This is a genomic window from Flavobacterium sp. PL12, assembly GCF_039123485.1.
Taxonomy (GTDB): Bacteria; Bacteroidota; Bacteroidia; order Flavobacteriales; family Flavobacteriaceae; genus Flavobacterium; species Flavobacterium weaverense.
This window is the reverse complement of the sequence record NZ_JBANDI010000023.1, coordinates 44,658-70,401: the sequence shown is the minus strand read 5'-3', so window position 1 is coordinate 70,401 and position 25,744 is coordinate 44,658. Positions and strand designations below refer to the sequence as shown.

Here is a 25,744-nt window from a genome sequence, read left to right as displayed (position 1 = left end):
AGTAAAGTAAGGTCAAGTAAGGGATTACTAGTCCATATTTTTGGAAAAATAGCATCTGCTTTTATAAATTTAATTTTTTAACCCTTGATTCGCATTATTAAGGAGTTTGTAAATAAAACCAAATAGTCATGAAAGAATTTTATAAACAAATATTAGACAATAATAAAAAATGGGTGGAAAGCTCACTAAAAAGTGATCCTAATTATTTTGAAGACCTTGCACAAGGACAAACACCACCATTACTGTGGATAGGCTGTTCAGATAGTAGGGTTCCTGCAAATGAGATTATTGGCGCTAAGCCAGGAGAGGTTTTTGTTCATAGAAATATCGCAAATATGGTAGTTCATACTGATATGAATATGTTGAGCGTTCTTGATTATGCCGTTAACGTTTTAAAAGTGAAACATGTTTTAGTTTGCGGTCATTATGGTTGCGGAGGAATTAAAGCGGCGATGGGAAATGATTCTATTGGCATTATTGATAACTGGATCCGTCATATTAAAAATGTATATCGCTTGCATAGCAAATACTTAGATTCGATTGAAGATAAAACAATACGTTTCAATAAGTTTGTCGAAATCAATGTACAAGAGCAAGTCATTGACCTAGCAAAAACATCTATTGTTCAAAATGCTTGGCGAAATGGTCAAGGACTTACTCTGCACGGTTGGGTATATGGTTTGAATTCTGGTTATGTTACTGATCTTGATGTAAACATGAGTAACAATGAAGATCTTGATGATGTATATCAATTAAAATTTTCGGTTTAATTTGCCATTATAATTGATAGATATATTGGCATTCCTAACGTTATATTGAAGGGGAATGTTACAGCAAGTGTCATTGGGAGGAATAGTCCGGGATTTGCTTTTGGGACTGCAATTTTCATTGCAGCAGGAACTGCGATGTATGACGCGCTTGCGGCGAGAACTGATAATATAAATCGGTTTCCAATATCAATAATAACCCATTGACTAATTAGTGCGACTATTATTCCGTTCACTAGTGGTATTGCAATAGCAAACATAACAGCAAACCATCCGCTTTTAATGAAAGCACTTAGTTTTTTTCCACTTGTGATTCCCATGTCTAGAAGAAAAATCGCGAGAAAACCTTTAAATAAATCGGTTGTAAAAGGTTTTATTCCGAGGGCTTGCTCATCACTCGCCACTAATCCTATCACTAAACTTCCTAATATTAAAAGAACACTTCCATTAGTAAAAGAATGTTTAATAATGGATGGTAGTGATGCATTGTTTTCATTATTTTCATCAAAAATTCTAATTAAGATAACACCAACGATAATTGCTGGTGCTTCCATCAACGCCATTACAGCGACCATATGTCCGCTGAAAGTCATGTTTTGTAAATCTAAAAAACTTGTCGCTGTTACAAATGTTACTGCGCTAACGGATCCGTACGCAGCTGCTATAGCTCCCGAATCGTAGATGTTGAATTTTTTTCGTAGAATGAAGAAAGCGAACATAGGAATTACCAAGGCTATAAATACACCAAACAACACGGACCAAATAATTTCCATATTGAAATCACTGTGCGCCAATTCTTGTCCTCCTTTAAAACTAATAGAAAATAACAGATAAAGCGAAATGAATTTGGATGAGTTTTCTGGGATTTCTAAATCGCTTTTTAATTTTACAGCGAGCACTCCCAATATAAAGAATAGTAAAGCGGGATTAGTAAGATTTTCAAAAAGTAAGTCTAGATTCATATTTAATTAGTTTTTAGTGGCGCGTTGTAAACGGTCGTTGATTGACTTTCCTAAATTATTTTCAGGGAATTTTTCGGCAATAATGAGGTCTAAATTTTGTTTATCTAATCGATGCATAGCCGCATATAAGTTTGACATAGCTACTTTTAGATCACCTTTTTCAGAAAGGATTTCAGTAGAAGAAATTAATGAGCTTTGTATTTGATTTTTAAAGAGTAGCAAACCAGTTTTCTTGTTTTTGTGATTTTTTAATTCTTTTTCAACATCTTCAATTAAAATTATTTTGGTTTTAGGCGCGTAGTGTTTTGAAAGCATTCCTGGAGCGTCAGGTTTCTTTTCATTGTGATTTTGAATCTGAATTTTTCCAACCACCATTTCTATTTCTTCGATGGAGATTGAGCCAAGTCGATATAGGATGGGTTCCTCGTTTTTAAATCCAATAATTGTAGATTCAATTCCGTTTTGACAATTTCCACCATCTAAAATCATGGCTAGAGTTGTAGGGAAATAATCTGCGACATGTTCAGCAGTCGTTGGACTTATCCTTCCAAAAGGATTTGCACTTGGAGCTGCTAAAGGAAACGTAAGTAATTTTAATAAATCTAAAGTCATTCTGTGATTTGGAACTCGGAATGCTGCGGTATCTTTCACCGCAGTAACACTATCAGATATTTCTTTATTCTTTTTTAAAACTAAAGTCAAAGATCCTAGCCAGAAAGCTTCAGCTAATTTTAATGCTTTTTCGGGAATCTCAATCGCAACTTCACTTAATATTTTCTTGTCGTGAATGTGAATAATTAGAGGATTATAAAGCGGTCTTTTCTTAGTTTCGAAAATTTTACTTATCGAAACTTCGCTGTAAATATTCCCAGCTAAACCATAGACTGTCTCAGTTGGATTTGCGACGAGTTCGTCAGTCTCAAGTAAATATTTGGCTTTGATTAAATCGGTAGAAATTTCTATCATGTTTTTATGGATTACAAAAATCGCAATAGGTAGGATCTTCAAATTGAATGCCTCTAGGAAACATTTTTTCATATTTAAATTCACATTTTTTGCACTGGTATAAATGGCTTATTGTGGAGCGCGTTGGAAAAGAACAATTTTCACACTTTAAACCAGTTTTTACAGAAACAATGTCAAATCCTGGAGTGTCACAATTTGGACAGCAGTTGTTAATTTTAATCAAGAGGTTTTCAGCTGCTTTCTGTATCACTTTCATCCTTGTAGGATTAAAAACAGCGCGCATGTCTGTTTCAGCGAATACGGTTTTAAACGCTTTACTCAGTTCTCTGAAATTCTGTATAAGTTCCTCCACGGACCTATTATGCTTAATAATTTGAATCGGATTTTCCTCTGTAGATTTTAAAATAATTCCGTGTGTTGGGAATTGAACTTTTTCAGCAAATGCTTTTAGTTCTAGTTCTGAAATAATTAATTTTCCATCAAAATTGGTGTCCATACTGAGTTCTCTCGCAATAATTTCGATATCATTTTTGAAATCTTTAAGAATAATTAATTCATCATTCGCTGCTGCGAAAAAGAGACTAGGATGTGGACCAAAAGATCCTTCTGTTGCTATTACTAAATCACATCCAGTAGCTTTATTTGCAAGAATACATTTATTTCTCAAAGTGGTGAGAGCACTATCTGATCGCGCAATTTCTCCTGAAAAAGTTCCTAAACTATCAGTATCAAATGCATCTGAAGTGAAACAGTGCACTCCTAATTCCGTATTGAAAATAGGAGCGATCACTGATTCTTTATTATGTTTTGTAGCGATTAGAAGCTTTCTTCCTTTAAACATGCGGTTTTTCAAAACTAATTTTGATGGTACTTTTAATAACTAAATTTGATCCTGCTGAGCTAGTATTTTCAATCATTTTTTTAATAGCTTCTTTTGCTTCAAATAGTTCTTGTATTCTTATTTTAGAATGAGAAAGATCTTTATTAAAGCGAATGTGGTTACTAAAATCCTCTCGGTTGTGGTAATCGATTTTGTAATTGAATAAAGCTGTCATTACGTTTGCTGCTTCTTCATGAGAAAACACACCATCAATTAATTTAAATTCATTTTCGTTTCCCATACTTTTTATTATAAAAATCTATTAAAATATTCTTTTTATTCGATGTGAATCGAAGCTCTCATTCGCACTCCATCTGTTTTAGAATTCAAAAAAGAGCGAATGTTATCTAATGATTTTTGGAGCTTTTTAATTTTATTTTCGCGACTTTTAATATCTTCTTCCTGATCAGATTTACAAATTTTACTTTCGTGAAATTTTATTTTGACTTCAATCATTTTTAAAATTAATGCTACTGCTTCGCTGTTGCTGAATTCGCCTTCAATAAGTTGTATGTCCATCTTAATTAGTTTTAAATTATTGTCCTTGACCTAAAGAATACCCTGATTTCCCATCAAATTCATAGAGATTTTCTGTTTTTATAACATCTACATTCGCTTTTGCAGCATTAAATAGTAAAGCGATTATGTCGCCTTTATCCATTTTACTTTCGTTATTTGGTTTAAATCTGCAACGCCAGTGATCCGTGCAAAAAGTTTCTTCAAATCCTTCTGGCCATACTTTGATACCGCGATTGGTAATCATTGTAAGATTTGTATTTTCTAAAGTGACGTTTTCAAGTTGCTTAGCAATTTCATTTGGATTGGTTCCATTCCAGTGCACAAATAAATCTACTCCTACAAGTTGCTTGTTTGCTGCTGGCTTTTTCACATATTTAGGTAGAGTTAGTGCAACGTCTTTTGCAAAAGACACTTGTTTAAGAATTGAAGGATTCATACCTAAATTTGCTATTACTGCTTGAGCAAATTCTATAGTTCCCACTTTTTGCTTGCTTACACCTTCTTTGTAAATGTCATAAGTGTGAATTCCATCTTCAATTGTTTTCAACCATGCATTTTGAACCTTTTCAGCTACTTCAGTTTGTCCGATATGATTTAGCATCATTACTGCGCCTTCAAGTAATCCTGATGGATTAGCTAAGTTTTGTCCTGCACGTCTTGGCGCTGAGCCATGAATTGCTTCAAACATCGCGCATTCTTCTCCTATGTTCGCTGATCCAGCTAATCCTACTGATCCTGCAATTTGTGCTGCAATATCTGATAGAACATCTCCGTAAAGATTTAGAGTTACGATGACATCAAAGATTTCTGGAGTATCCGCCATTTTTGCTGCACCTATATCAATTATCCAATGTTCATTTTCAATTTCTGGATATTCTAATGCTATCTCGTCAAAAACTTGGTGAAACAATCCGTCTGTTTGCTTCATGATGTTGTCTTTTGTAAAACAAGTCACTTTTTTTCTTCCGTATACTTTAGCGTATTCAAATGCGTATCTAACAATTTTTTCGCATCCTGGGCGACTTATTAATTTTAAACATTGCACTACCTCGTCTGTTTGTTGATGCTCAATACCTGCATACAAATCCTCCTCATTTTCGCGGATAATTACAATATCCATTTTAGGATGCTTTGTTTCTACAAAAGGATGTAAACTCATACAAGGTCTTACGTTTGAGTAAAGTCCGAGGAATTTTCTTGTTGTAACATTTAGACTTTTATAGCCGCCTCCTTGTGGCGTAGTAATAGGTGCTTTTAGGAAAATTTTGTTTCTTCGAATCATATCCCAAGATTCAGCTGCAATTCCTGAGCTATTTCCTGATAGATAAACTTTCGCACCAACTTCAATTTCGTCAATCTCAATTTGCGCTCCCGCTGCTTTGATGATTTCTAAAGTTGCATCCATAATCTCTGGACCTATTCCGTCTCCTTTTGCTACTGTAATTCGTGTCATGTTGTTTTTGTTTTACAATTTGATGGGACAAAATTCGAATTATTTATTCATATATTTTTATTTATATTTGTAATGAAATACATAAAATATTTTTATGAACTACACTTTACACCAACTCCAAGTTTTTTTAAAAGTCACTAAAACATTGAGTATTACAAGGGCAGCTGAAGAGCTTTTTTTAACGCAGCCAGCAGTTTCGATCCAACTTAAAAATTTTCAAGATCAGTTTGAGATTCCCTTAACGGAAGTGATTAAGAAGAAGGTTTACATAACCGATTTTGGAAAAGAAATAGCTGTTGCCGCTGAAAATATATTAAATGAAGTCCATGCTATTAACTATAAAACCATAGCTTTTAAAGGGAAACTCTCTGGTAGACTTAAGCTTTCCGTAGTTTCTACTGGAAAATATGTCATTCCCTACTATTTAAGTACTTTTCTAAAAACGCACAATGAAATTGAGTTAGAGATGGATGTTACCAATAAAAGTAAAGTTATTAAAGCGCTAAAAAATAATGAGGTTGATTTTGCACTAGTATCCGTATTACCAAAAGATCTCGATATAGAATCAGAAGCATTGATTGAAAATAAACTGCATTTAGTTGGCAACTCAGTACATCAAAATGTGACAAAGAAAAATTTGCATTTATTGTTTTCGTCTTCGCCTTTAATCTCTCGAGAACTTGGATCAGCAACTAGAATCGCCATGGAAGATTATATTTCGAAACAAAAAATTCAACCAAAGATGAAAATAACGCTGACTTCTAACGAAGCGGTAAAACAAGCTGTGATTGCAGGAATTGGTGTTTCAGTAATGCCAATAATCGGACTGAAAAATGAACTTGATAACGGAAGTTTAGTGCTATTGAATGCTTACGGTTTACCTATGATTAGTTCGTGGCGTATCATTTGGTTAAAAGGTAAAAAAATGAGTCCCGTTGCAAAATCTTTCATGGAATATATTAAAGACAATAAAGAAGAGATAAAAGAAAACCATTTTTCGTGGATTAATAATTATTGATCCTCTAAGTTTTCATTGAATGCTGATGGCAATAGTTGCGGTATAAACTTTATCAATATAGGTAATAGCAAGCTTCCTCCAGGTAATAAAAAAATAGCCAATGAAGGAACAGTTTTGCAAATTTCCAACAACTGTTTTTTTACTTTTTTCTTTTCTTTTTCATCCAAATCTCTAATAGTGGAATAGGTGAGGAGTACCATTAGTTCTTTACTTTGAATGATTTCTTTAATCAGTCTATTTTTATTTCTGCTGATTATTGTTACAACTGTTTGCGTTGTCTGGTCGTAAAAATGTTTTACAGGATTTGAATAGTTGAAGTAAGGAATTTCTTTTTTATGTTCAGTAATAAAATCGTGAGTGCATTTAATACTTTCGTCTACAAAAGCATCTGGAAGTGATAGGATTTGTGACAAAGAATGTAAAAAATAGATTTCCTCATTTTCTATTTTTTCATCATTCCACAAAGCCATTCCAGCCATATCTAAAAGATAATATTTCTCTAAATCGGTAGTAAAATAATCAAGTTGTAGTGTTTCTAAACTTTGGACAGTAATTTTGGAAAATTTACTATATCGGATTGAAGCTTCAAAAAGTTTAATCAATAAATCGTCATACTGAGATTTCTTTGACTTTACTTTTAATGCGATGGTGACAATATTGACTATCGTCTCTTCAATTTTTTTAAGATATTTTTCAGGAATCGAACCGTGCGTTAAATACTGGCGAAAAGCGAGAACATCAATGAACAATAATGCATTGGTAACTAAGTGAGAAAAGTTCTTACTAATAATACTGTCATTAGTTTGAACTCTTTCATCAATAATTTTTTCTAAACTTAGAGCATCTGAGTTTTTAGGCAATATCTTTTTAAAAAGATTGAATCCTTGCGGATTCATCTCATTGTAAAAACTAACCGCTTCTTTAATAAAATTTGCTGAACTAATTTCGTTGTTTTCTAAACAATAAACTCCGTATAAGGTGTTTAACAGAGCAACTTTTGAAATTTCTTCTTTAAACCAGCCTTTAGTTGGGATAGGATTTACAGTATCAAAGGAAATAATATGACCGTATATAAAACCAGTATTTCTTACTTTTTGATAAAATATATCCATATTTGAATACGTCGTTTTATTGGAGAACTTTTGTTCAACAAAAAATTTATCTATCCAACCTGATGCTGAAGGGTTAATCATTACTTTTATTTGGTGCTGCAAAGCTATACTTTTTTATCTTAGCTACTACTTGAGATATTTAGTTTAACACATAAATTACTTAAATTTAATATTGATAAAACTTGTATAAATTGATGCGGTAACTACTGAGATTTATAGCATCAAAAAATAATGCAAATATGCTTTTAAATTTAAAAAGCTCCGAATTGCATTTGCGATTCGGAGCTTTTTGAATATTTATATTTTATGAGTTAAATAAACTCTCTGCTTTATCCCAATCCACTACATTCCAAAATGAGGAAATATAATCTGCTCGTCGATTTTGGTTTTTCAAATAGTAAGCGTGTTCCCAAACATCTAACGCTAAAACTGGTTTTCCTCTTAAACCTTTTCCTCTCAACCTCATTAATGGATTATCTTGATTTGCTGTAGATCCAATTACTAATTTACCATCTTGAACCACTAACCACGCCCATCCAGATCCAAAACGTTTCATAGAAGCATCGCTAAACTGCTTTTTAAATTCATCAAAAGAACCAAAAGTACTCATTATAGCTGCAGCTAAGTTTCCTTTAGGATTACCGCCACCTTTGGGCTTCATCAATGTCCAAAATAAACTGTGATTATAATGTCCGCCGCTATTATTACGAACTGCATCTGGGAATTTAGACATCTTTTCAAAAATATGTTCTAATGTATCAGTATGTTCCATTAACTTTTTGTCTAAAGTTTCAATGGCCTTATTCAAATTTGTAACGTAGCCTTGATGGTGTTTCTTATGATGAATTTCCATTGTGGCTTTATCAATGTGCGGCTCTAATCCGTCATACGCATATTCTAAGTTAGGAAGTGTGTATCCATCAACAGCGCTTACTTTTTCTACCTCTACATCTAAACCATCTGCTGTCGAATTTGTTTCGGCTGCAAATGCAGAAGTAAATAAGCTAGAACCAATAATTGTTCCCGTAGAAAGAATTGCTGTTTGTTTTAAAAAATTTCTTCGTGTATTATTATTTTCCATAAGTGTTGACTTTGATCTAAAAAGTGTATTTAGTAATTACGATAAATTTAGACATAAATTTTTGTAGCAGGGTTAAAAAACACTTAAAATAATATCTTTTTTTATATGATCTTGGACTAAGAGCCATAGTTCAGTGTAGAATTATGTAAATTTCATTTGAACGTAGTAGTAAGTATTTTTGTATTTTTGATCTTATTAAATGGAAGGAAATAGATATGAAAAGAAAAAAAATACTTAGCACAAGTTGGAGCTTATTAAAGCAGACTTATCAAGAATTTGACGCCGACAATGGTATTAAGTTGAGTGCATCGTTGTCTTATTATACGATATTTTCATTGCCACCACTTTTAATTATTATTTTATCGATTTTCAGCTTTTTCTTTGGTAGAGACGCTGTTACTGGAAGGTTTTTTAGTCAGATAAATGGCATGGTAGGAAATAAAGCGGCAATTCAAATTCAAGAAACTATTAAAAATATAGAGTTGTCAGATAGCAATACATTTGCGGCCATATTTGGTGGGATTATGTTGCTTATAGGTGCTTCTGGAGTATTCGCAGAAATTCAAAGTTCTATCAATTTTATATGGGGTTTAAAAGCTAAACCTAATAAAGGAATTATGAAATTTGTGAAAAACAGATTGATGTCATTTTCAATGATTGCTTCTGTTGGTTTTTTATTAATGGTGAGTTTAATGGTAAACACTGTAATGGATGTGATAAACGCGAGATTGCTTATTTATTTCCCAAACACCGCAGTTTATATATTTTATATCGTTAATATTTTAATCTTATTTGTGACTACTACAATGTTATTCGCTATTATTTTTAAGACGCTTCCTGACGGAGAAATCGCTTGGAAAGATGCGCTAATAGGTTCAAGTTTTACATCTTTCTTTTTTATGTTTGGTAAATTTGCCATCGGATTCTATTTGGGAAGTTCTACCGTTGCTACTGTATATGGTGCGGCTGGTTCTGTAATCATTATATTAATCTGGGTTTACTATTCAGCTATTATATTATATTTTGGAGCTGAATTTACGAAGGTTTATTCGAATGAAAAAGGTAAAAAAATAATACCAAATTCCTATGCTGTGGGTATTAAAACGGAAGTTTTAGAAATTAAACCCAAAGTGACGTGCGATTAATTTTTTAAAAATTCAAATCTCTTTTTTATTTTACAATCTTTTGCCAATAGTTTATGTATTCATCATTATTGGCAGCGTTATTGCTTAGTATCTATTTCAAATAATTATAACAATTAAAACAAACAAACTCATGAAAAAATTAATTTTATTGCTTGCAATTTCTTGTCTAGCATTCGTTTCTTGTAACTCTTTAAAAACTACTAATGATATGTCGGCACTGCAAGGTGATTGGGAACTTAATTATATCACAGGTCCTAGAATTGCTTTCCAAGGTTTATATCCAGATGAAAAACCTTCCGTAAATTTCGATTTGAAAACGGACTTAGTTTCAGGAGGAACAGGATGTAATCGTTTTTCTGGAAAGTTAAAAGTTGATGGAAATAAAATTGATTTTAAAAACGATATGGCATTAACTAAAAGATATTGTCCAGGAGAAGGTGAAAGCGTTTATCTAGCAACACTTCAAAAAATTGAATCTTACGCCATTTCGAAAGATGGTAAAACTTTAAGTTTTATGATGGGAGATGTGGAAATGATGCGATTCGCTAAAAAATAATTTAATTTATGATGCCCTTTTTAGGGTATCATTTTTTTTATATAACATACTAAAGTAAACTATATTTTAAAGATGATGTGATGAAATCTAAAAGAGTATTAACAGTATTATTCATGGTATTCTCAATTGCTTTTAGCTTTAGCCAAGAAAGAACAAAGAAAGAACTGAGAACAGATCGGAAGTTAGAAACAGCAAATCTAATTCAAGTTTTAATAGATTCTAAAGAGTTTACTTTTATTGGGCGAAAAGCGATACCTCAAGGGTATTCGGCAGTGAATTTGACGACAAATGATAATTTTTTAGAATTCACACCTACTTTAATAAAAAGCGAAATGCCTTTTTTTGGGCGAGGTTATAGTGGTATTGGTTACGGCGGAGATAAAGGACTCAAATTTGAAGGGAATCCAACTGAATTTTCTGTAATGAAGGGAAAGCGTTCATTCGAAATAAAAGCGGTAGTTAGAGGAGAGAATGACGTTTTTAAAATTATCTTATCTGTTTTCTTTGAAGGTAGTGCAACACTAATCATAAACTCCAATAATAGGAGTTCAATCTCTTATTATGGCGAAATTTCTAAAAATGAAAATTTGAAGTGATTTACAGTTAATTGATGTTGTGCAAAGAAAAAAAAATAGTGGTACTAACTTAAAATAATAAATAAAAATTATCTTGTATTAAAGTGACTTACTAAAAAAAATGTAACTCGACAATTTTCGAAAATGAATCTTTAATTGTTATCAATTACTCTTGCATTAAATATTTAGTTTTTAAAAATTGAAATTAGGTTTCATATAAATAGAAAAAACCATCTCGTTATTTAAAACTTGACGGTTTTTCAATTATTTCAAACTAGTAATGTTTTTTACTACTAGAAGCAATATTCATTTTCAGCAACTACTTTTTCAGTTATGGTCTCTCTTAAAGCAACTATGTTAGGCATATTTGCATATTTTGTAAAACGACGTAAGCCCATTAGCATCATACGTTGCTCATCTCCTTCAGCAAAAGAAATTACACTTTCCTTACCTTTTTGAGTTACAATATCGACCGCTTTGTATAAGTAAAGTTTTGCCATTGCAATTTGTTCTTGCACTTTAGCTTCACCTTCTTTTTTAGCTAATTTTTCTGTTCGTAGTATTGTGCTTTCCGCCATATAAATTTCAATTAATATGTCAGATGCAGCCATTAATAACTGTTGGTGTGAATCTAAATCTGGACCATATTTTTGTACGGCTCCACCGGCAACCATTAAGAAAGCTTGTTTTAACTTTCCAACCATTTCTTTCTCTTCAGCAAACAATTCAGAATAGTCAGGAGTTTCAAATGATGGAATTCCCATTAATTCTTCTTGAACTTTAGAAGCCGGTCCTAATAAGTCAATATGACCTTTCATCGCCTTTTTGATTAACATACCTACAGAAAGCATTCTGTTAATCTCATTTGTACCTTCGTAAATTCTTGCAATACGAGCATCTCTCCAAGCACTCTCCATTGGTGTATCTTCTGAGAATCCCATTCCACCAAAGATTTGGATTCCTTCATCAGCACAGTTTTGAACATCTTCAGAAACAGCTACTTTAAGAATTGAACATTCGATCGCAAATTCTTCAACACCTTTTAATTCTGCTTCTTGATGTGTTGAACCTTCCTGCTCACGAATTGCTATACGATCTTCGATATCTTTTGCTGCACGATATGTAGCACTTTCGCCTGCATAACAGTTGGTTGCCATTTCTGCAATTTTTGCACGAATAGCACCAAATTGAGCAATCGGAGTCTTAAATTGAATTCTCTCGTTAGCATATTTTACTGAACTTGTAATTACTCTTCTTTGCGCATCTAAACAAGCTGCTGCTAATTTAATACGACCCACATTCAGAGCATTCATTGCAATTTTAAAACCATTTCCTCTTTCAGAAAGCATGTTTTCAACAGGAACTTTAGTTTCATTAAAGAAAACCTGACGAGTAGAAGATGCGCGAATACCTAATTTGTGCTCCTCTTCACCCATTGAAATTCCATTACCTTCTGTATTTTCTAGTATAAAACCAGTAATGTTTTTATCATCACCAATACGTGCAAAAACGATGAATACTGAACAAAATCCTGCATTCGAAATCCACATTTTTTGTCCTGTAATCGAGTAGTACGTTCCGTCATCAGATAAAACAGCTTTTGTTTTTCCAGAATTAGCGTCAGATCCTGCTCCTGGTTCTGTCAAACAATAAGCGCCAAACCACTCACCTGAAGCTAACTTAGGTACATATTTTTGTTTTTGCTCTTCTGTTCCGTACAAAGTAATTGGCATTGTTCCAATTCCTGTATGTGCTCCAAAAGCAGTCGAGAATGAACCCGTTGCTCCAGAAATATAATCACACACTAAAACCGTATTTACAAATCCCATTCCCATTCCGCCATAAGCTTCAGGAACTGCAACGCTTAAGAAACCTAAATCTCCTGCTTTTCTCATACTGTCTTCAGTAAAAGAGTAATCTTTTTTCTCAAAACGGTCTTTGTTGGGCCATAGTTCTTTATCAACAAACTCTTTTACAGAGTCGCGCATCATTATTTGCTCTTCATTGAAATCTTCTGGAGTGAAGATGTCTTCGCATTTTGTTTCTTTTACTAGGAATTGACCTCCTCTTGTTTTGTCGCTCATGACTTTATTTTTTTAAATTTTGAATTTTAAATTTTAAATTATTTTGACTCTTGTGATGTTTTAATTATTTTAGTAATGATGTTGATGATGTGTTCAACTTCAATTAGATAATTATTCACTTCAATTGATGTTAGATCGGATTTATCCAATAATCTTAACCAGTATTTTGTTTCTCTAGCTTCTTTTGAAGCGATAGACATTTTATGAATAAAATCTTTCCTTGATTGAGCAGCAATTGCTTCTTCAACATTTGCTCCGATGCTCGTGGCAGATCTTAAAATTTGCTTAGAAATTATGAATTCATTTTCTTTTTTAAGTTGAACAAAAAGATTTACTATTGACAGAGCAAAATCAAAAGTTTTGGTAGCAATAATATTTTCTTTCATATTCAATTAAAATTTATAATTCAAAATTTAAAATAAATTAAAGGAGTTCATAAATCCCCGCACTACCTTGACCAGTTCCTACGCACATAGATACTATTCCGTATTTATTTCCACGGCGTTTCATCTCATCAAATAATTGAACAGATAATTTTGCTCCAGTACATCCTAATGGATGACCTAACGCGATTGCACCACCATTGACGTTAACGATATCAGGATTTAACCCTAACTCACGTGTAACGGCTATAGCTTGAGACGCAAAAGCTTCGTTCAATTCAATTAAGTCAATATCTTTTAAATCCATTCCAGCTTGCTTTAGAACCTTCGGAATTGCTTTTACTGGTCCCATTCCCATTATTCTTGGTTCAACTCCAGCTGAAGCAAAGTTTACCAAACGAGCAATGGGCTGTAAGTTTAGCTCTTTCACCATTTCTTCACTCATCACTAAAACGAAAGCCGCTCCATCACTCATTTGTGAAGAGTTACCTGCTGTTACGCTTCCGCCGTCTGCAAAAACAGGTCTTAATCCTGCTAAAGCTTCTTTAGAAGTTCCAGCTCTTGGACCTTCATCTTTGTTTACTACATAAGACTTAGTTTCCTTCTTTCCGTTTTCATTTATAAACGTTTGCTCAATAGTGATAGGTACAATTTGTTTATCAAATTTTCCATCTGCTTGCGCTTTCAAGGCTTTCATATGAGAGTGGTACGCAAACTCATCTTGATCTTCCCTAGACACTTTAAACTGATCAGCCACGGCTTCTGCTGTAAGTCCCATTCCCCAGTAATAATCTTCGTTTCCTGCTTTTGCAACAGCATAATCCGGAGTAGGTTTATAACCACCCATCGGAATAAAACTCATGCTTTCGGCGCCACCAGCAATAATGCAATGTGCCATTCCTGATTGGATTTTGGCCGTAGCCATACCAATAGTTTCTAGTCCAGAAGCACAATATCTATTTACAGTTACACCAGGAACATCTTCCACTTTTAAACCCATTAAAGAGATTAATCGCGCAACATTAAGTCCTTGTTCTGCCTCTGGCATGGCGTTTCCAACCATCACATCATCGATGCGAGTTTTGTCGAAATCAGGTAGCTCATTCATCATATATTGAATGGTCTCTGAAGCTAATTCATCAGGTCTTTTAAATCTAAAAACTCCTTTTGGTGCTTTACCAACGGCAGTTCTGTATGCTTTTACTATATAGGCTGTTTTCATATTTTTTTCTTTTTAAGATTTTAGAAGAAAGAGTCAAGAGACAAGATAAGGTCCAGTTGGTAAGTCTTGCTTCTTTGTTCTTTATTCAATTCTCTAATTTCTCAACGGTTTCCCTTTAGTCAACATAAATTGTATTCTCTCTAACGTTTTTCTTTCTGTACAAAGTGATAAGAAAGCTTCGCGTTCTAGATCTAATAAATATTGCTCCGTTACTAATGTTGGTTCAGATAAATCTCCACCAGCCATAACATAAGCTAATTTGTTGGCTATTTTTTTGTCGTGTTCAGAGATGTATTTTCCAGCTTCCATTTGGTCTGTTCCCACTAAAAACATTCCTAATGCTTGCTTTCCTAAAACTTTTACATCAGTTCTTCTTATTGGTTGTGTATAACCAGCTTCAGCCATAATTAAAGCATGCTTTTTAGCTTCGGCAATTTGGCGATCCTTATTCACAACAATAATGTCTTTTCCATGTTGTAGAAGTCCAGTATCAAAAGCTTCGTAACCAGAAGTAGATACTTTTGCCATAGCAATTGTCAAGAAATATTCTTGCAATACATTCAGCTCAACATCATTTTTATGGAATAAATCAGAAGCTCTCAAAGCTAATTCTTTAGATCCACCACCGCCAGGAATTACTCCAACACCAAACTCTACTAATCCCATATAGGTTTCTGCTGCCGCAACTACTTTATCAGCGTGCAAACTCATTTCGCATCCACCACCAAAAGTCATTCCGTGTGGCGCAACTACAACTGGGATTCCAGAATAACGAACGCGCATCATCGTGTCTTGGAACATTTTGATGGCCATGTTTAATTCGTCATATTCTTGTTCCACCGCCATCATAAATATCATTCCGATATTAGCACCTACAGAAAAATTTGCTGCTTGATTACCAATAACTAATCCTTGATATTCTTTCTCAGATAAATCAATCGCTTTATTGATAGCTGTTAAAACATCGCCACCAATAGTATTCATTTTAGATTGGAATTCTAAGTTCAAAATTCCATCTCCTAAATCTTGTATAATTGCACCGCTATTACTCCAAACCTTTTTGCTTTCGCGAATGTTGTTCAGTATAATAAATGAATCTTGTCCAGGAACTTTAGTCTGTGCTTTAGTCGGAATATTGTAGAAGAAAGTTGCTCCTTCTTTTACAGTGTAAAAACTGTTGCTTCCAGACGTTAACATTTCTGTTACCCAAGCAGCAGGCTCTAGACCTTCCGCTTTCATGATTTCAATTCCTTTTTCAACACCAATAGCATCCCAAATTTCGAATGGACCATTTTCCCATCCAAAACCGGCTTTCATGGCATCATCAATCTTGTATAATTCATCTGAAATTTCAGGAATTCTGTTTGATACATAAGCAAACATTCCCGAAAAACTTTTTCTATAAAATTCTCCCGCTTTATCTTTTCCCTTTACTAAAACTTTAAAACGATCGATAGGTTTATCAATTGTTTTTGTAAGTTCTAAAGTTCCAAATGAAGCTTTCTTAGACGAACGATATTCTAAAGTATCTAAATCTAAAGTCAGAATCTCTTTTCCTTCTTTTTTGTAAAAACCTTGACCTGTTTTACTTCCTAACCATTTATTTTCCATCATTTTATTGACAAACTCAGGAAGTTTGAACAATTCATGTTGCTCATCGTTAGGACAGTTTTCATAAATACCATTAGCAACATGCACTAAGGTATCTAAACCAACTACATCAACGGTACGGAAAGTAGCTGATTTTGGACGACCAATAACTGGACCGGTCAACTTATCAACTTCTTCAATCGTTAATCCTATTTCTTTTACCAAATGAAATAAACTCTGAATTCCGTAAATGCCAATTCTGTTTCCAATAAAAGCAGGAGTATCCTTTGCAACAACAGAGGTTTTTCCTAAGAATTTCTCGCCATATATAGTAAGGAAGTCCAATACTTCAGCTGAAGTTTGTGGACCAGGAATAATTTCGAATAATTTTAAATAACGCGCAGGGTTAAAGAAGTGCGTTCCGCAGAAGTGTTTTTGGAAATCTTCGCTTCGACCTTCACTCATAAAATGAATTGGAATCCCCGAAGTGTTTGAAGTTACTAAAGTACCAGGTTTTCTAAACTTTTCAATTTGCTCAAATACCATTTTCTTGATGTCTAAACGCTCTACGACAACTTCGATAATCCAATCTACATTAGCGATTTTTGACATATCATCCGTCGTATTTCCAGTAGTAATTCTAGAAGCAAACTTCTGACTGTAAATAGGAGAGGGCTTTGACTTTAATGAAGTTGCTAAATGCTCGTTCACTAAACGGTTTTTTACAATTTTACTTTCTAAAGTTAGTCCTTTTTTAGCTTCTGCCTCAGTTAGTTCTCTTGGGATAATATCTAGAAGTAAGACTTCGACCCCAATGTTTGCAAAATGACAAGCAATTCCTGAACCCATTATTCCGGATCCTATTACTGCGACTTTTTTAATGGTGCGTTTCATATATAATTACTATTTATTTTATTAGACTATAATATTTTCAGCGTCTTTCCTTACTGAATTATTCTTTTTCAGTATGCTCTACAAGCTCTGCCATATCAATGACGTTCGCGTGATTAAATATATTTTTATCTTGAATTAATTCGTTGATTGTTTCTGCAACCTCAATAAAGTGCTGCAATTTCTCTTCAGAAATAGTTTGCTTAACACTTTCATTAAATTTCAAAACGGTATTTTTTGATAATTCTCTTTTTTCTTTACCAAATTCAGTAAGGTAAATAAGCACGCCTCGGCCATCTTCTGGATTTTTCTTTCGGATAATTAATCCTTTCTCTTCCATTGATTTCAAGGTTCTGGTTAGGCTAGTCGCTTCCATTCCCATTTTTGGACCTAAAGAAGTAGAAGGAGTTCCTTTATCTTTATCAATGCTCAATAAAGCAAATCCTGTTGACATAGTAGCACCATATTTAGAGGCTTCCTCGTTATACATTCGGGAAACGGCCTGCCAAGTGGCACGTAAGATATAATCTATCGTTTTGTCTTTCATATTTTTGCTATAGCGATTTCAAATATAATAAAAAATACTATGCATGCATAATATATTCAACTATTTTTTTGTTAAAAAGTAATAAATATAAAAAAACTCCTCTGATTTAGAGGAGTTTTGGAGTGAAAAAGTATTCTATAGTTTTTCAACTAATAAGTAATTATACATAAAAAAATTGCAGCTAGCTTCTAGCTATAGATTTTGTCAAATAACACTTTGTATTTTTCCATTATTGGTTTTCTTCTTAATTTTAAAGTTGGAGTCATTTCTCCACCTTCAATTGACCAAACGTCAGCTGTGAGTTCAAAACGTTTGATTTGTTCCCAATGACCAAATTTTTCGTTATATAAGTTTATTTCTTCTTGAATACGGTCAATCACTTTCACGTTTGAAATAATATCCTCGTTAGAAGTGCCAATATTTACTTTATGAATTTTTGCCCATTCTTTAATGAAATCAAAACTTGGTTGGATAAAGGCAGCAGGCATTTTTTGTCCGTCACCTATTACCATGATTTGATCAATAAAACGAGATTGTTTCATTGTATTTTCAATAATCTGGGGCGCAATATATTTACCACCAGACGTTTTAAACATTTCCTTTTTACGATCTGTGATTTTTAAGAATCCATCACTATCGATTTCTCCAATGTCGCCTGTATGGAAGTATCCATCAGTTACTGCTTCACTAGTTAGCTTTTCGTCTTTGTAGTAACCCAGCATAACATTAGGTCCTTTACAAAGAATTTCCCCATCCTCAGCAATCTTCACTGAGACGTTATCAATAACTTTACCCACAGTTCCAACTCTGAATCCTTTATTTCTCATGTCGTTGACAGAGATTACAGGAGAAGTCTCCGTTAAACCATAACCTTCCATTACAGGAATTTCGGCTGCTGCAAAAATTCTAGCTAAACGAGGTTGTAATGCGGCGCTACCTGAAACCATTAAATCTAGGTTTCCTCCCAAACCTTCTTTCCATTTACTGAAAATTAATTTTCTAGCTATTTTTAGTTGGAATTCATACCATGATCCATTCGCTCCATAAGGCTCATATTTCAATCCTAAATCAATAGCCCAAAAGAAAAGGCTTTTTTTAATCCCTGTCAGCTCTGTTCCTTTAGCGTATATTTTATCGTATACTTTTTCCAGAAGTCTTGGAACTGCAGTCATAACTGTTGGTTTAACCTCTTTTAAATTATCGCTGATTTTATCGATTGCTTCTCCAAAATAAACTGATACACCATAATACTGGTATAAGTATAATATCATTCTTTCGAAAATATGACAAATGGGAAGAAAACTCAACGCACGACTTGCTCCAGCTTCAAATGGAATTCTAGGAGCGCTGTTAATCACATCAGATACAATATTGTCATGCGACAACATCACACCTTTTGGTCTTCCCGTAGTTCCTGAAGTATATATAATTGTTGCCAAATCATGTGGATCAACACTATCTTTTATTGTTTCTACTTCTTGCTGGTTTCCTTGGTCTTCGCCACTAATTAGTAATTCATTCCAGTTTTTGCAACCTTCAATAGTGTTGAATGAGTACACTTCTTTTAGATGAGGTACTTTATCTTTTATTAAATTTACTTTTCTAAGCACCTCTTCATCAGAAACAAAACAATATTTTGCTTCAGAATGATTTAGAATATATTCATAATCATCTTCTGAAATGGTAGGATAAATTGGTACTGTTTGAGCAGCAATTTGTAAAACACCTATATCCATAATGTGCCATTCCGTTCGATTATTGGTAGAAATAATCGCGACTTTATCATTTTTTTGAACTCCCATACGCAACAATGCACGAGAAATCTTATTGGCTTTCGCTATATATTCTTGGGTAGAAGTTTTCTCCCAAATACCGTTAATTTTAGTCACCAATGCATCAGAAATATTATTATATTTCTCTTGCTGATAGTACGGAAAATCGAAAAGTCTAGTTACTGAAATCATTATAAAAAGATTGAATTTTTATGCAAATTAATTAAAATTTAATAATAACGATTACTTTTTTAGAATTAAATAGTAAATTTTAAAAGTTCTACAATTTGATTGCGAAATCGTTTTCTTTTATTGCATTTTAAGAATTTGATTTTAAAACAATTACTATTATTAGTTCAGAGACATTTTGGAAAGAAGTTTAACTGCAAGTATTTAAAATGAATCAAGAATACTATTTTGCTGTTGCATTGGTTGGTAAAATATTAGTAAAATAATATTTAATGATTATTAAAAGTTTGTCATTTCTTATCAGCTAAATTATGAAAATCACTGATTATTCTCATTTGTTTTAAATTAGTAGGCACGCATAGTATATTTCGTTATATTTGTTTTTACTAAATATCCCACTGATGATTAAGCCCACTTTAACTTCTCTTTTAAAAATCAATAAACCTTTAATAATAGCTCCAATGTTTTTAGTTTCAAATACTAAAATGGTGATTGAGGGAATGAAAGCGGGAGTTGCTGGGTGTATTCCAGCTTTAAATTATAGGACATTAGACGAGCTTGGCGCTTCTATAATTGAGCTTCGATCTGCTAAAGTTCCGGGGGGAAGTTTTGGTTATAACTTAATTGTCAATAAATCTAATATAAAGTACAAAGATCAATTAGCTGTTTTATGTGAGGAAAAAGTAGATTTTGTTATCACATCTTTAGGTTCACCGGAAGAGACAATCAGAATGGCACATAAAGTTGGAATCAAAGTTTTTTGTGATGTTACTGATTTGGCTTTCGCCAAAAAAGTAGAGACTTTAGGTGCCGATGCTCTTATCGCGGTCAATAATTTGGCAGGTGGGCATAGAGGAAATCATACGCCTGAAGATTTAATTAGAGAGTTGGATTCAAAAACAACATTACCTGTAATTTCTGCAGGTGGAGTAAGTAAGAAAGTGGATTTAGATACAATGATGGCTTACGGCGCAGTGGGTGTTTCTGTGGGAAGTCCATTTATTGCATCCTTGGAATCTGGAGTTTCTGAAGAATATAAGCAAGCCTGCGTAAACTATGGAGCGAAAGATATCGTTCTTACAGAGAAAATTTCGGGAACACCTTGTACCGTAATTAATACTTCGTATGTTCAAAAGGTAGGTACGAAACAATCATGGATTGAAAGCACGTTAAGTAAAAATAAAACTTTAAAAAAATGGGTGAAGATGATCCGTTATTTATTGGGTTCAAATGCTGTTACTAAAGCCGCAACTGAAGTAACGTATAAAACAGTATGGGTTGCAGGACCAACGATTGAAAACACTACTGCAATTCGCCCTGTTGCTGATATTGTAGATACTATTACAAACTAATTGATTAGTTCTTGTGATAGAACTAGTTTTTACAACTATAGTTTCTTTATTTAACTTTGTAATTATAATCTTCTTTTGTTGGATTGATTAGGAATACTTGTAATCCTGTAGCATCCTCTAATTTATTAATCAATTTTTCTCTTTCGTTTTTATTTTCAGGAAAAGGTTCGATTGTAATGAATGCAGCAGTTCCTTGTATCAATATATTTTTTATTTCTGGAGCATTTTTGGAATGATTTAAGACGCTTGCGGACTTTTCAAAAATAGAACTTTGGAATTGAGCACCGGAAGTGAATTTGTCATAATTCAGCGCTAAAGGAAGAATTGTAGCTGAGCCCAAAAATATTATAAAAATAGAACCGGTATAAAACCATCTTCGATTTCTTTTAGTTTTTAGACCTAAGAGGAAAAATACTAAAATTGAAGAAAAAGCGATTCCCATTAAGTTGGTGAAAAACAATAATATACTTCCGCTTGCTAAAATAAAATTGCCTTGTTCAAGCATCAGACCACAAGCACAAATAGGTGGAACTAGAGCTACAGCAATCGCTACACCTGCTAAAACAGTTGAATATTCACTACGATAATATCCATAAGATCCGCCGGCTCCAGCTAACAATGCGATTCCAAGATCTCGCAAATCAGGAGCAGTTCTAATCAATATTTGTTCGTTAGGGGATAAGTCAGGTAGCGTAAGCCCTATCAAGTAAGAGACAATTAGCGAACCTACTGTTCCCAGAAAAATTATGAGAACCATGCGAAACGATTGCTTTTTCCAACCCAAAGCAATGGCACCTCCTAAAGCGACGATTGGCTGACCAAGCGGAGCTATAATCATCGCACCAATAATGGTTGCTGAAGAGTTTTCTGAAAGTCCGAGGCAAGCTATCCCCACACTTAAAAAGAGCATCAAAGCAAACGAGCTTTGCCAGTCTTTTTTGTAGTGAAAAAAAAGTTTGTTGAAAACATATTTTCTTTCGTCAATAGCTATTTCTTGTGAGAAGAAATTATCTTCAACATATTTGTCACTTTCATTCGGATCAATCTTCATATTTCTTTTTTGTTTTATAAAACTGTAATGGCATTGGACTATATAATAGCTTTAAATTTTATCAATTGCTGCCGATAGAGTAATAACAATTAGTGTTTGTAGCTTTTACTAAAATATAGTAAAGAAAATAATATCTATGGCAAGGAATGAAAGTTTATTATTTCTAGAAGTAACAACAAATAATTTTCTAAGATCGAGAGGGGAATTAAATTACAGTCGCTCAACTACACTTAATTACTTTTACCCTTCTCTAAAAATCTTCCATATTTTATATCTGTTCCATAATTTTCGACAAAATTTTCATTTTTAAAAATCACTTTTCCTCCAACTATTACTGCGGTTACAACTCCTTCGTTTCTATTTACCAACCTTTCGTAGTTGTCAAATTCCGAAATGGTATCAATTTCTACATTTTCAGTAATTGAATCAAAATGAGTTGGATTCAAAATTACTAAATCAGCAATTTTTCCCTTTTCTAAATGACCACAATCTAAATCAAACCAATCCCCTTGCTCTTTTGTTAGCCTCCAAATGCATTTTTCCATAGTCATTATTGGAGTTCCTTTATCGATTGACTCTTGAACGATTTTAATCATTTTTAAAGGAAAATTGTAAAACGCCATGTTGTTGAGGTGGGCACCTGCATCAGAAAAACTAATTAAGTTGTACTTGAAATTGTAAAGATCTCTGTATTTTTCTTTTCTATCATTTGCTATGGTTGTAGTCCATCTTATTTTTTTGTCATACAATATTATCGTGTCCAAGAATGCGTCAACAGGATGAATGTTTTTTTCTTCAGCTATTTGGTAAAAGTTTTTACTAACTAAACTTTGGTCTGGACAATCTAGTATAACAGCTTTGCTCAAATCTTTATGCCAAACCTTTGGAGCAAACTTTTTCTTAATTTCTTTTTTAAAATTGTCTCTAAATTCCACATTCGTAATCAATTCATTTCTTTGGTCTAACTCTTTTGCAAGATTTCTAAGCGCTTCACCACTAGGAAATTCCTCAAACATCACTGAGTCGACGCCATCGTAATAAACTGTAAACGGACAAGGTGGTGACTGCATTCTGAAATCTGCATTTGCTAATATGTTTATCGATCTCGAAGCTAAAGCAATTAAAGGATAAATGTAACGATCGCCTATCAAGTCCATCATGGCAATCATTGTTGTTTTTAGGGGTTTTCTAAAAATACCTGCACTCGCAAGCATGTAATTTAGCGCATTGACTCTTGTAACTAGGTTAGGTGCGCCTTGAAGAATAGCATCTCTTTTTCGAAGTAATTCAATTAAACTTTTTCTTTCATTCCATGAGGAATAAAATGAGGGTGTTTTATGCGACCAGTAGCGATCACCGTCCATTTTATCCCACGGATTATCCATTGTTGATAAACCTATGAAACCTGCATCTAATGCTTCATTCAACATTTTAAGCATTATTTGCTTTTCGTCCTCACTTGCAGAAATTTCGTCTGATAAAGAGCGCTGAATCCCCATTGCTTTCATTCGAATATCAGAATGACCAATAAAAGAGGCTACGTTAACTCCTAATGGCAAATTGTTTATATATGATTTCCACTCTTTTGGGTTGTTCCAAGTTTTTTCTTTTTGTAATAATGGAAGCATCATTTCTCTTGGAATTGCTTCAACCCTGGTAAAGGAATCTGCTGTGTCTTCAGGACTATTAAAAACAGCAGAAACAGAACAGCTTCCTAGAATTATTGTTGTTACTCCGTGTCGTGCTGATTCTTTTATTCCTGGTGATGCTAATAGCTCAGCATCATAATGTGTATGTGAATCTACAAAACCTGGTACAATCCATTTTCTCTCAGCATTAATTATTTCCGCACCAAAACATTCAATCGAATTTGGTTCCGCTATTTCTTGAATCCGACCTAAATCATCAATTAATACATCTTTTTTTGACGCCTTCTCATCTTTGTCTCCAGAGAAAAAGAGTCCGTTCCTAATTAGTATGCTCATGATTTTTTATTTTGATTAGAAATATTGAAGTCAATTAAATTTAAAGGAAATAATATCCTCCTCAATAACAAATATAACTGAAAATCAGAAATTTCTATCACAAAAAATCGGAATATTAAGACAAGATTTTTTAATTTATTTAAATTTCTGTCTTAAGTTATTGTCCCAAATTGTATGTAAAATTGAATTTTAAAGTAGTTTACTTTTTAGTTTTCTTGCAAAAAAAAAGAGGATAACTAGCTGCAGTTATCCTCTTTTCCTCTTTATTTTCTCTCTTAGTATAGTGCTGAAACGCCAGCCTCTGCAACGGTGTGATCATTTTCAACCGAACTTCCGCTAACTCCAATTGCTCCGATAATTTCACCAGCCGCATTTTTAATTGGAATACCTCCTGGGAAAGTAATTAATCCACTATTTGAATGTTCGATATTATAGAGCGAACCTCCTGGCTGTGAAAGTTCTCCTATAACTCCAGTGTTCATATCAAAAAAACGAGCTGTTTTTGCTTGTTTAATTGATATGTCAAGTGATCCTAGCCATGCGCCATCCATACGTGCAAAAGCAACTAAATTTGCGCCTGCATCAACTACAGCGATGTTCATTTTTGTATCTATTGCTACTGATTTTTCTTGTGCTGCTGCAATTATTTTTTCTGCTTGTACTAATGATATATTCATGATTATTAGCTTTTTAAGTTATGATTAAAATACAAATTTAAAATAATATTTACTTTTTAACTTATCATAAAAGTTCATTCTGTTATGAATAAAGTTCAAAACAATTTATTTTTCAACTTTTACTATTTATATTCCTTGGGCTGTAGCCAAACTTATTTTTAAATGCTAAACTAAAGTTGGATAAATTATTATAACCAAAATCTAGATAAATGTCAGATGATTTTAATTTTCCTTTTTCGAGAATTTCTTTCGCAGCTTCGAGTTTCTTTTCCTGAAGCCATCTTCCTAGTGTGATTTTATATTCTTTAACGAAATGGCGTTTAAAAGTAGATAAACTCATGTTGCATAAAAAAGCAATTTCTCCTAGCTTTAAGTTTGCATGCATTCTGCTTTTAACAATTTTCTTAAAAGTAGAGCTTTCATCTGCAACCAATGATTTCAAATATTGCTCAAATTGAGATCCATATTTTTGAAGAAGATAAAGTATTAATTCCTCAAATTTTAAGGCTAATAAATTTTCGAAAAAGATAGCTGGAGCGTTACTAATTGTCGTTAATGAATTTAAATAAGTAGCTATATATGCGTCATTGCTTATTATAAAATAGGGAATTTCATTACTTACCACAATAGAATTTTGCGTATGCTTTTCTAAAAACTCTTTCAGTTTTTTATCAGAGAAAAAGAATAGTTTACAGTAATATGTTGGTTCGTTTTCTAACAACTCTGTCCATAACCAATTGCCTTTTTTTAGCAATAGCGATTGATCCTTATTGATGGCTACAGAATTTCCTGCAAAGTGGACTTATTTTTTACCAACTTGTAAAAAGCTAAACATATTCATGCTCAGGTGGACTTTACGTTTCACCACATCAGTATTCATCTTGAAGTCGTAAAGAAGCAAATCGGGGATTGCTTTATCGTTTTGCAGGTACGTTTCAGGTATATTAGCTATTGACATCCTTGTAAT

At 33.3% G+C, this 25,744-nt stretch carries 24 protein-coding genes and 1 pseudogene; 6 read left to right on the top strand and 19 right to left on the bottom strand.

The window, feature by feature from the left end:
- The first annotated feature begins 128 nt into the window (after positions 1-128).
- Complete coding sequence (gene can / locus RCH19_RS11500) at positions 129-770, top strand: carbonate dehydratase (RefSeq protein WP_121924433.1); 642 nt, start codon at positions 129-131, stop codon at positions 768-770.
- Here the strand turns inward: can and RCH19_RS11495 are convergent.
- The 6 genes from RCH19_RS11495 to RCH19_RS11470 are packed head-to-tail and all read right to left on the bottom strand — an operon-like array spanning position 767 to position 5,547.
- Positions 767-1,729: a sodium-dependent bicarbonate transport family permease gene (locus RCH19_RS11495; protein ID WP_343023347.1), complete on the bottom strand. Its 963-nt coding sequence runs from the start codon at positions 1,727-1,729 to the stop codon at positions 767-769. The genes can and RCH19_RS11495 overlap by 4 nt on opposite strands.
- 6 nt (positions 1,730-1,735) lie before the next feature.
- The gene (locus RCH19_RS11490) at positions 1,736-2,695 is read right to left on the bottom strand and encodes an L-threonylcarbamoyladenylate synthase (RefSeq protein ID WP_343023346.1); all 960 of its coding nucleotides are present in this window, start codon (positions 2,693-2,695) and stop codon (positions 1,736-1,738) included.
- A gap of 4 nt (positions 2,696-2,699) precedes the next feature.
- Positions 2,700-3,536, bottom strand: coding sequence for a DUF6671 family protein (locus RCH19_RS11485; protein ID WP_343023345.1), 837 nt, complete (start codon positions 3,534-3,536; stop codon positions 2,700-2,702).
- Complete coding sequence (locus RCH19_RS11480) at positions 3,529-3,816, bottom strand: hypothetical protein (protein WP_343023344.1); 288 nt, start codon at positions 3,814-3,816, stop codon at positions 3,529-3,531. The genes RCH19_RS11485 and RCH19_RS11480 overlap by 8 nt, the downstream gene beginning before the upstream one ends.
- Positions 3,817-3,851: 35 nt before the next feature.
- Complete coding sequence (locus tag RCH19_RS11475) at positions 3,852-4,094, bottom strand: hypothetical protein (protein WP_343023343.1); 243 nt, start codon at positions 4,092-4,094, stop codon at positions 3,852-3,854.
- 16 nt (positions 4,095-4,110) lie between these two features.
- Positions 4,111-5,547, bottom strand: a complete 1,437-nt coding sequence (locus RCH19_RS11470) for an NADP-dependent isocitrate dehydrogenase (protein WP_343023342.1) — start codon at positions 5,545-5,547, stop codon at positions 4,111-4,113.
- A 94-nt stretch (positions 5,548-5,641) separates the two neighbouring features.
- Between RCH19_RS11470 and RCH19_RS11465 the strand changes: the two genes are divergently transcribed.
- Entirely contained in the window at positions 5,642-6,565 is a 924-nt protein-coding gene (locus tag RCH19_RS11465) for a LysR family transcriptional regulator (RefSeq protein ID WP_343023341.1), read from the top strand.
- Here the strand turns inward: RCH19_RS11465 and RCH19_RS11460 are convergent.
- Entirely contained in the window at positions 6,559-7,758 is a 1,200-nt protein-coding gene (locus RCH19_RS11460; RefSeq protein ID WP_343023340.1) for an LETM1-related biofilm-associated protein, read from the bottom strand. The genes RCH19_RS11465 and RCH19_RS11460 overlap by 7 nt on opposite strands.
- A 223-nt stretch (positions 7,759-7,981) precedes the next feature.
- A pseudogene (locus RCH19_RS11455) lies at positions 7,982-8,593 on the bottom strand (superoxide dismutase); the annotation flags it as partial.
- A gap of 380 nt (positions 8,594-8,973) precedes the next feature.
- Here RCH19_RS11455 and RCH19_RS11450 point away from each other — a divergent pair.
- The 3 genes from RCH19_RS11450 to RCH19_RS11440 all read left to right on the top strand — a co-directional run bounded on the left by RCH19_RS11450 (position 8,974) and on the right by RCH19_RS11440 (position 11,055).
- Entirely contained in the window at positions 8,974-9,903 is a 930-nt protein-coding gene (locus RCH19_RS11450) for a YihY/virulence factor BrkB family protein (RefSeq protein WP_121924443.1), read from the top strand.
- Positions 9,904-10,033: 130 nt separating this feature from the next.
- Complete coding sequence (locus tag RCH19_RS11445) at positions 10,034-10,459, top strand: META domain-containing protein (protein ID WP_121924444.1); 426 nt, start codon at positions 10,034-10,036, stop codon at positions 10,457-10,459.
- An 80-nt stretch (positions 10,460-10,539) separates the two neighbouring features.
- Positions 10,540-11,055, top strand: a complete 516-nt coding sequence (locus RCH19_RS11440) for a DUF4251 domain-containing protein (RefSeq protein ID WP_343023339.1) — start codon at positions 10,540-10,542, stop codon at positions 11,053-11,055.
- Positions 11,056-11,327: 272 nt separating this feature from the next.
- On the opposite strand, the gene RCH19_RS11435 is transcribed toward RCH19_RS11440, so the two are convergent.
- The 6 genes from RCH19_RS11435 to RCH19_RS11410 form a co-directional block, all read right to left on the bottom strand.
- Entirely contained in the window at positions 11,328-13,118 is a 1,791-nt protein-coding gene (locus RCH19_RS11435) for an acyl-CoA dehydrogenase family protein (RefSeq protein WP_343023338.1), read from the bottom strand.
- A gap of 38 nt (positions 13,119-13,156) precedes the next feature.
- Positions 13,157-13,504: a four helix bundle protein gene (locus tag RCH19_RS11430; protein ID WP_343023337.1), complete on the bottom strand. Its 348-nt coding sequence runs from the start codon at positions 13,502-13,504 to the stop codon at positions 13,157-13,159.
- 37 nt (positions 13,505-13,541) lie between these two features.
- The gene (locus tag RCH19_RS11425; protein ID WP_121924520.1) at positions 13,542-14,723 is read right to left on the bottom strand and encodes an acetyl-CoA C-acyltransferase; all 1,182 of its coding nucleotides are present in this window, start codon (positions 14,721-14,723) and stop codon (positions 13,542-13,544) included.
- 93 nt (positions 14,724-14,816) lie between these two features.
- Positions 14,817-17,207, bottom strand: coding sequence for a 3-hydroxyacyl-CoA dehydrogenase/enoyl-CoA hydratase family protein (locus tag RCH19_RS11420; protein WP_343023336.1), 2,391 nt, complete (start codon positions 17,205-17,207; stop codon positions 14,817-14,819).
- A 58-nt stretch (positions 17,208-17,265) separates the two neighbouring features.
- On the bottom strand, positions 17,266-17,751 hold the full coding sequence (locus RCH19_RS11415) for a MarR family transcriptional regulator (protein WP_343023335.1): 486 nt from the start codon (positions 17,749-17,751) through the stop codon (positions 17,266-17,268).
- Positions 17,752-17,939: 188 nt separating this feature from the next.
- Complete coding sequence (locus tag RCH19_RS11410; RefSeq protein WP_343023334.1) at positions 17,940-19,715, bottom strand: long-chain fatty acid--CoA ligase; 1,776 nt, start codon at positions 19,713-19,715, stop codon at positions 17,940-17,942.
- A 398-nt stretch (positions 19,716-20,113) separates the two neighbouring features.
- Here RCH19_RS11410 and RCH19_RS11405 point away from each other — a divergent pair, with 398 nt between their 5' ends.
- Positions 20,114-21,064, top strand: a complete 951-nt coding sequence (locus RCH19_RS11405) for a nitronate monooxygenase (RefSeq protein ID WP_343023333.1) — start codon at positions 20,114-20,116, stop codon at positions 21,062-21,064.
- 46 nt (positions 21,065-21,110) lie between these two features.
- Here the strand turns inward: RCH19_RS11405 and RCH19_RS11400 are convergent, their stop codons facing one another.
- The 5 genes from RCH19_RS11400 to RCH19_RS11380 all read right to left on the bottom strand — a co-directional run bounded on the left by RCH19_RS11400 (position 21,111) and on the right by RCH19_RS11380 (position 25,735).
- Positions 21,111-22,115, bottom strand: coding sequence for a DUF389 domain-containing protein (locus tag RCH19_RS11400; protein WP_343023332.1), 1,005 nt, complete (start codon positions 22,113-22,115; stop codon positions 21,111-21,113).
- A 230-nt stretch (positions 22,116-22,345) separates the two neighbouring features.
- Positions 22,346-24,100, bottom strand: coding sequence for a hypothetical protein (locus tag RCH19_RS11395; protein WP_343023331.1), 1,755 nt, complete (start codon positions 24,098-24,100; stop codon positions 22,346-22,348).
- Between the two features lie 275 nt (positions 24,101-24,375).
- Positions 24,376-24,777, bottom strand: a complete 402-nt coding sequence (locus RCH19_RS11390; protein WP_343023330.1) for a heme-binding protein — start codon at positions 24,775-24,777, stop codon at positions 24,376-24,378.
- 112 nt (positions 24,778-24,889) lie between these two features.
- Positions 24,890-25,531 carry an AraC family transcriptional regulator gene (locus RCH19_RS11385; protein ID WP_343023329.1) on the bottom strand — a complete coding sequence of 214 codons (642 nt, stop codon included), beginning with the start codon at positions 25,529-25,531 and terminating at the stop codon, positions 24,890-24,892.
- A 48-nt stretch (positions 25,532-25,579) separates the two neighbouring features.
- Positions 25,580-25,735, bottom strand: coding sequence for a hypothetical protein (locus RCH19_RS11380; RefSeq protein ID WP_343023328.1), 156 nt, complete (start codon positions 25,733-25,735; stop codon positions 25,580-25,582).
- Positions 25,736-25,744 lie beyond the last annotated feature (9 nt).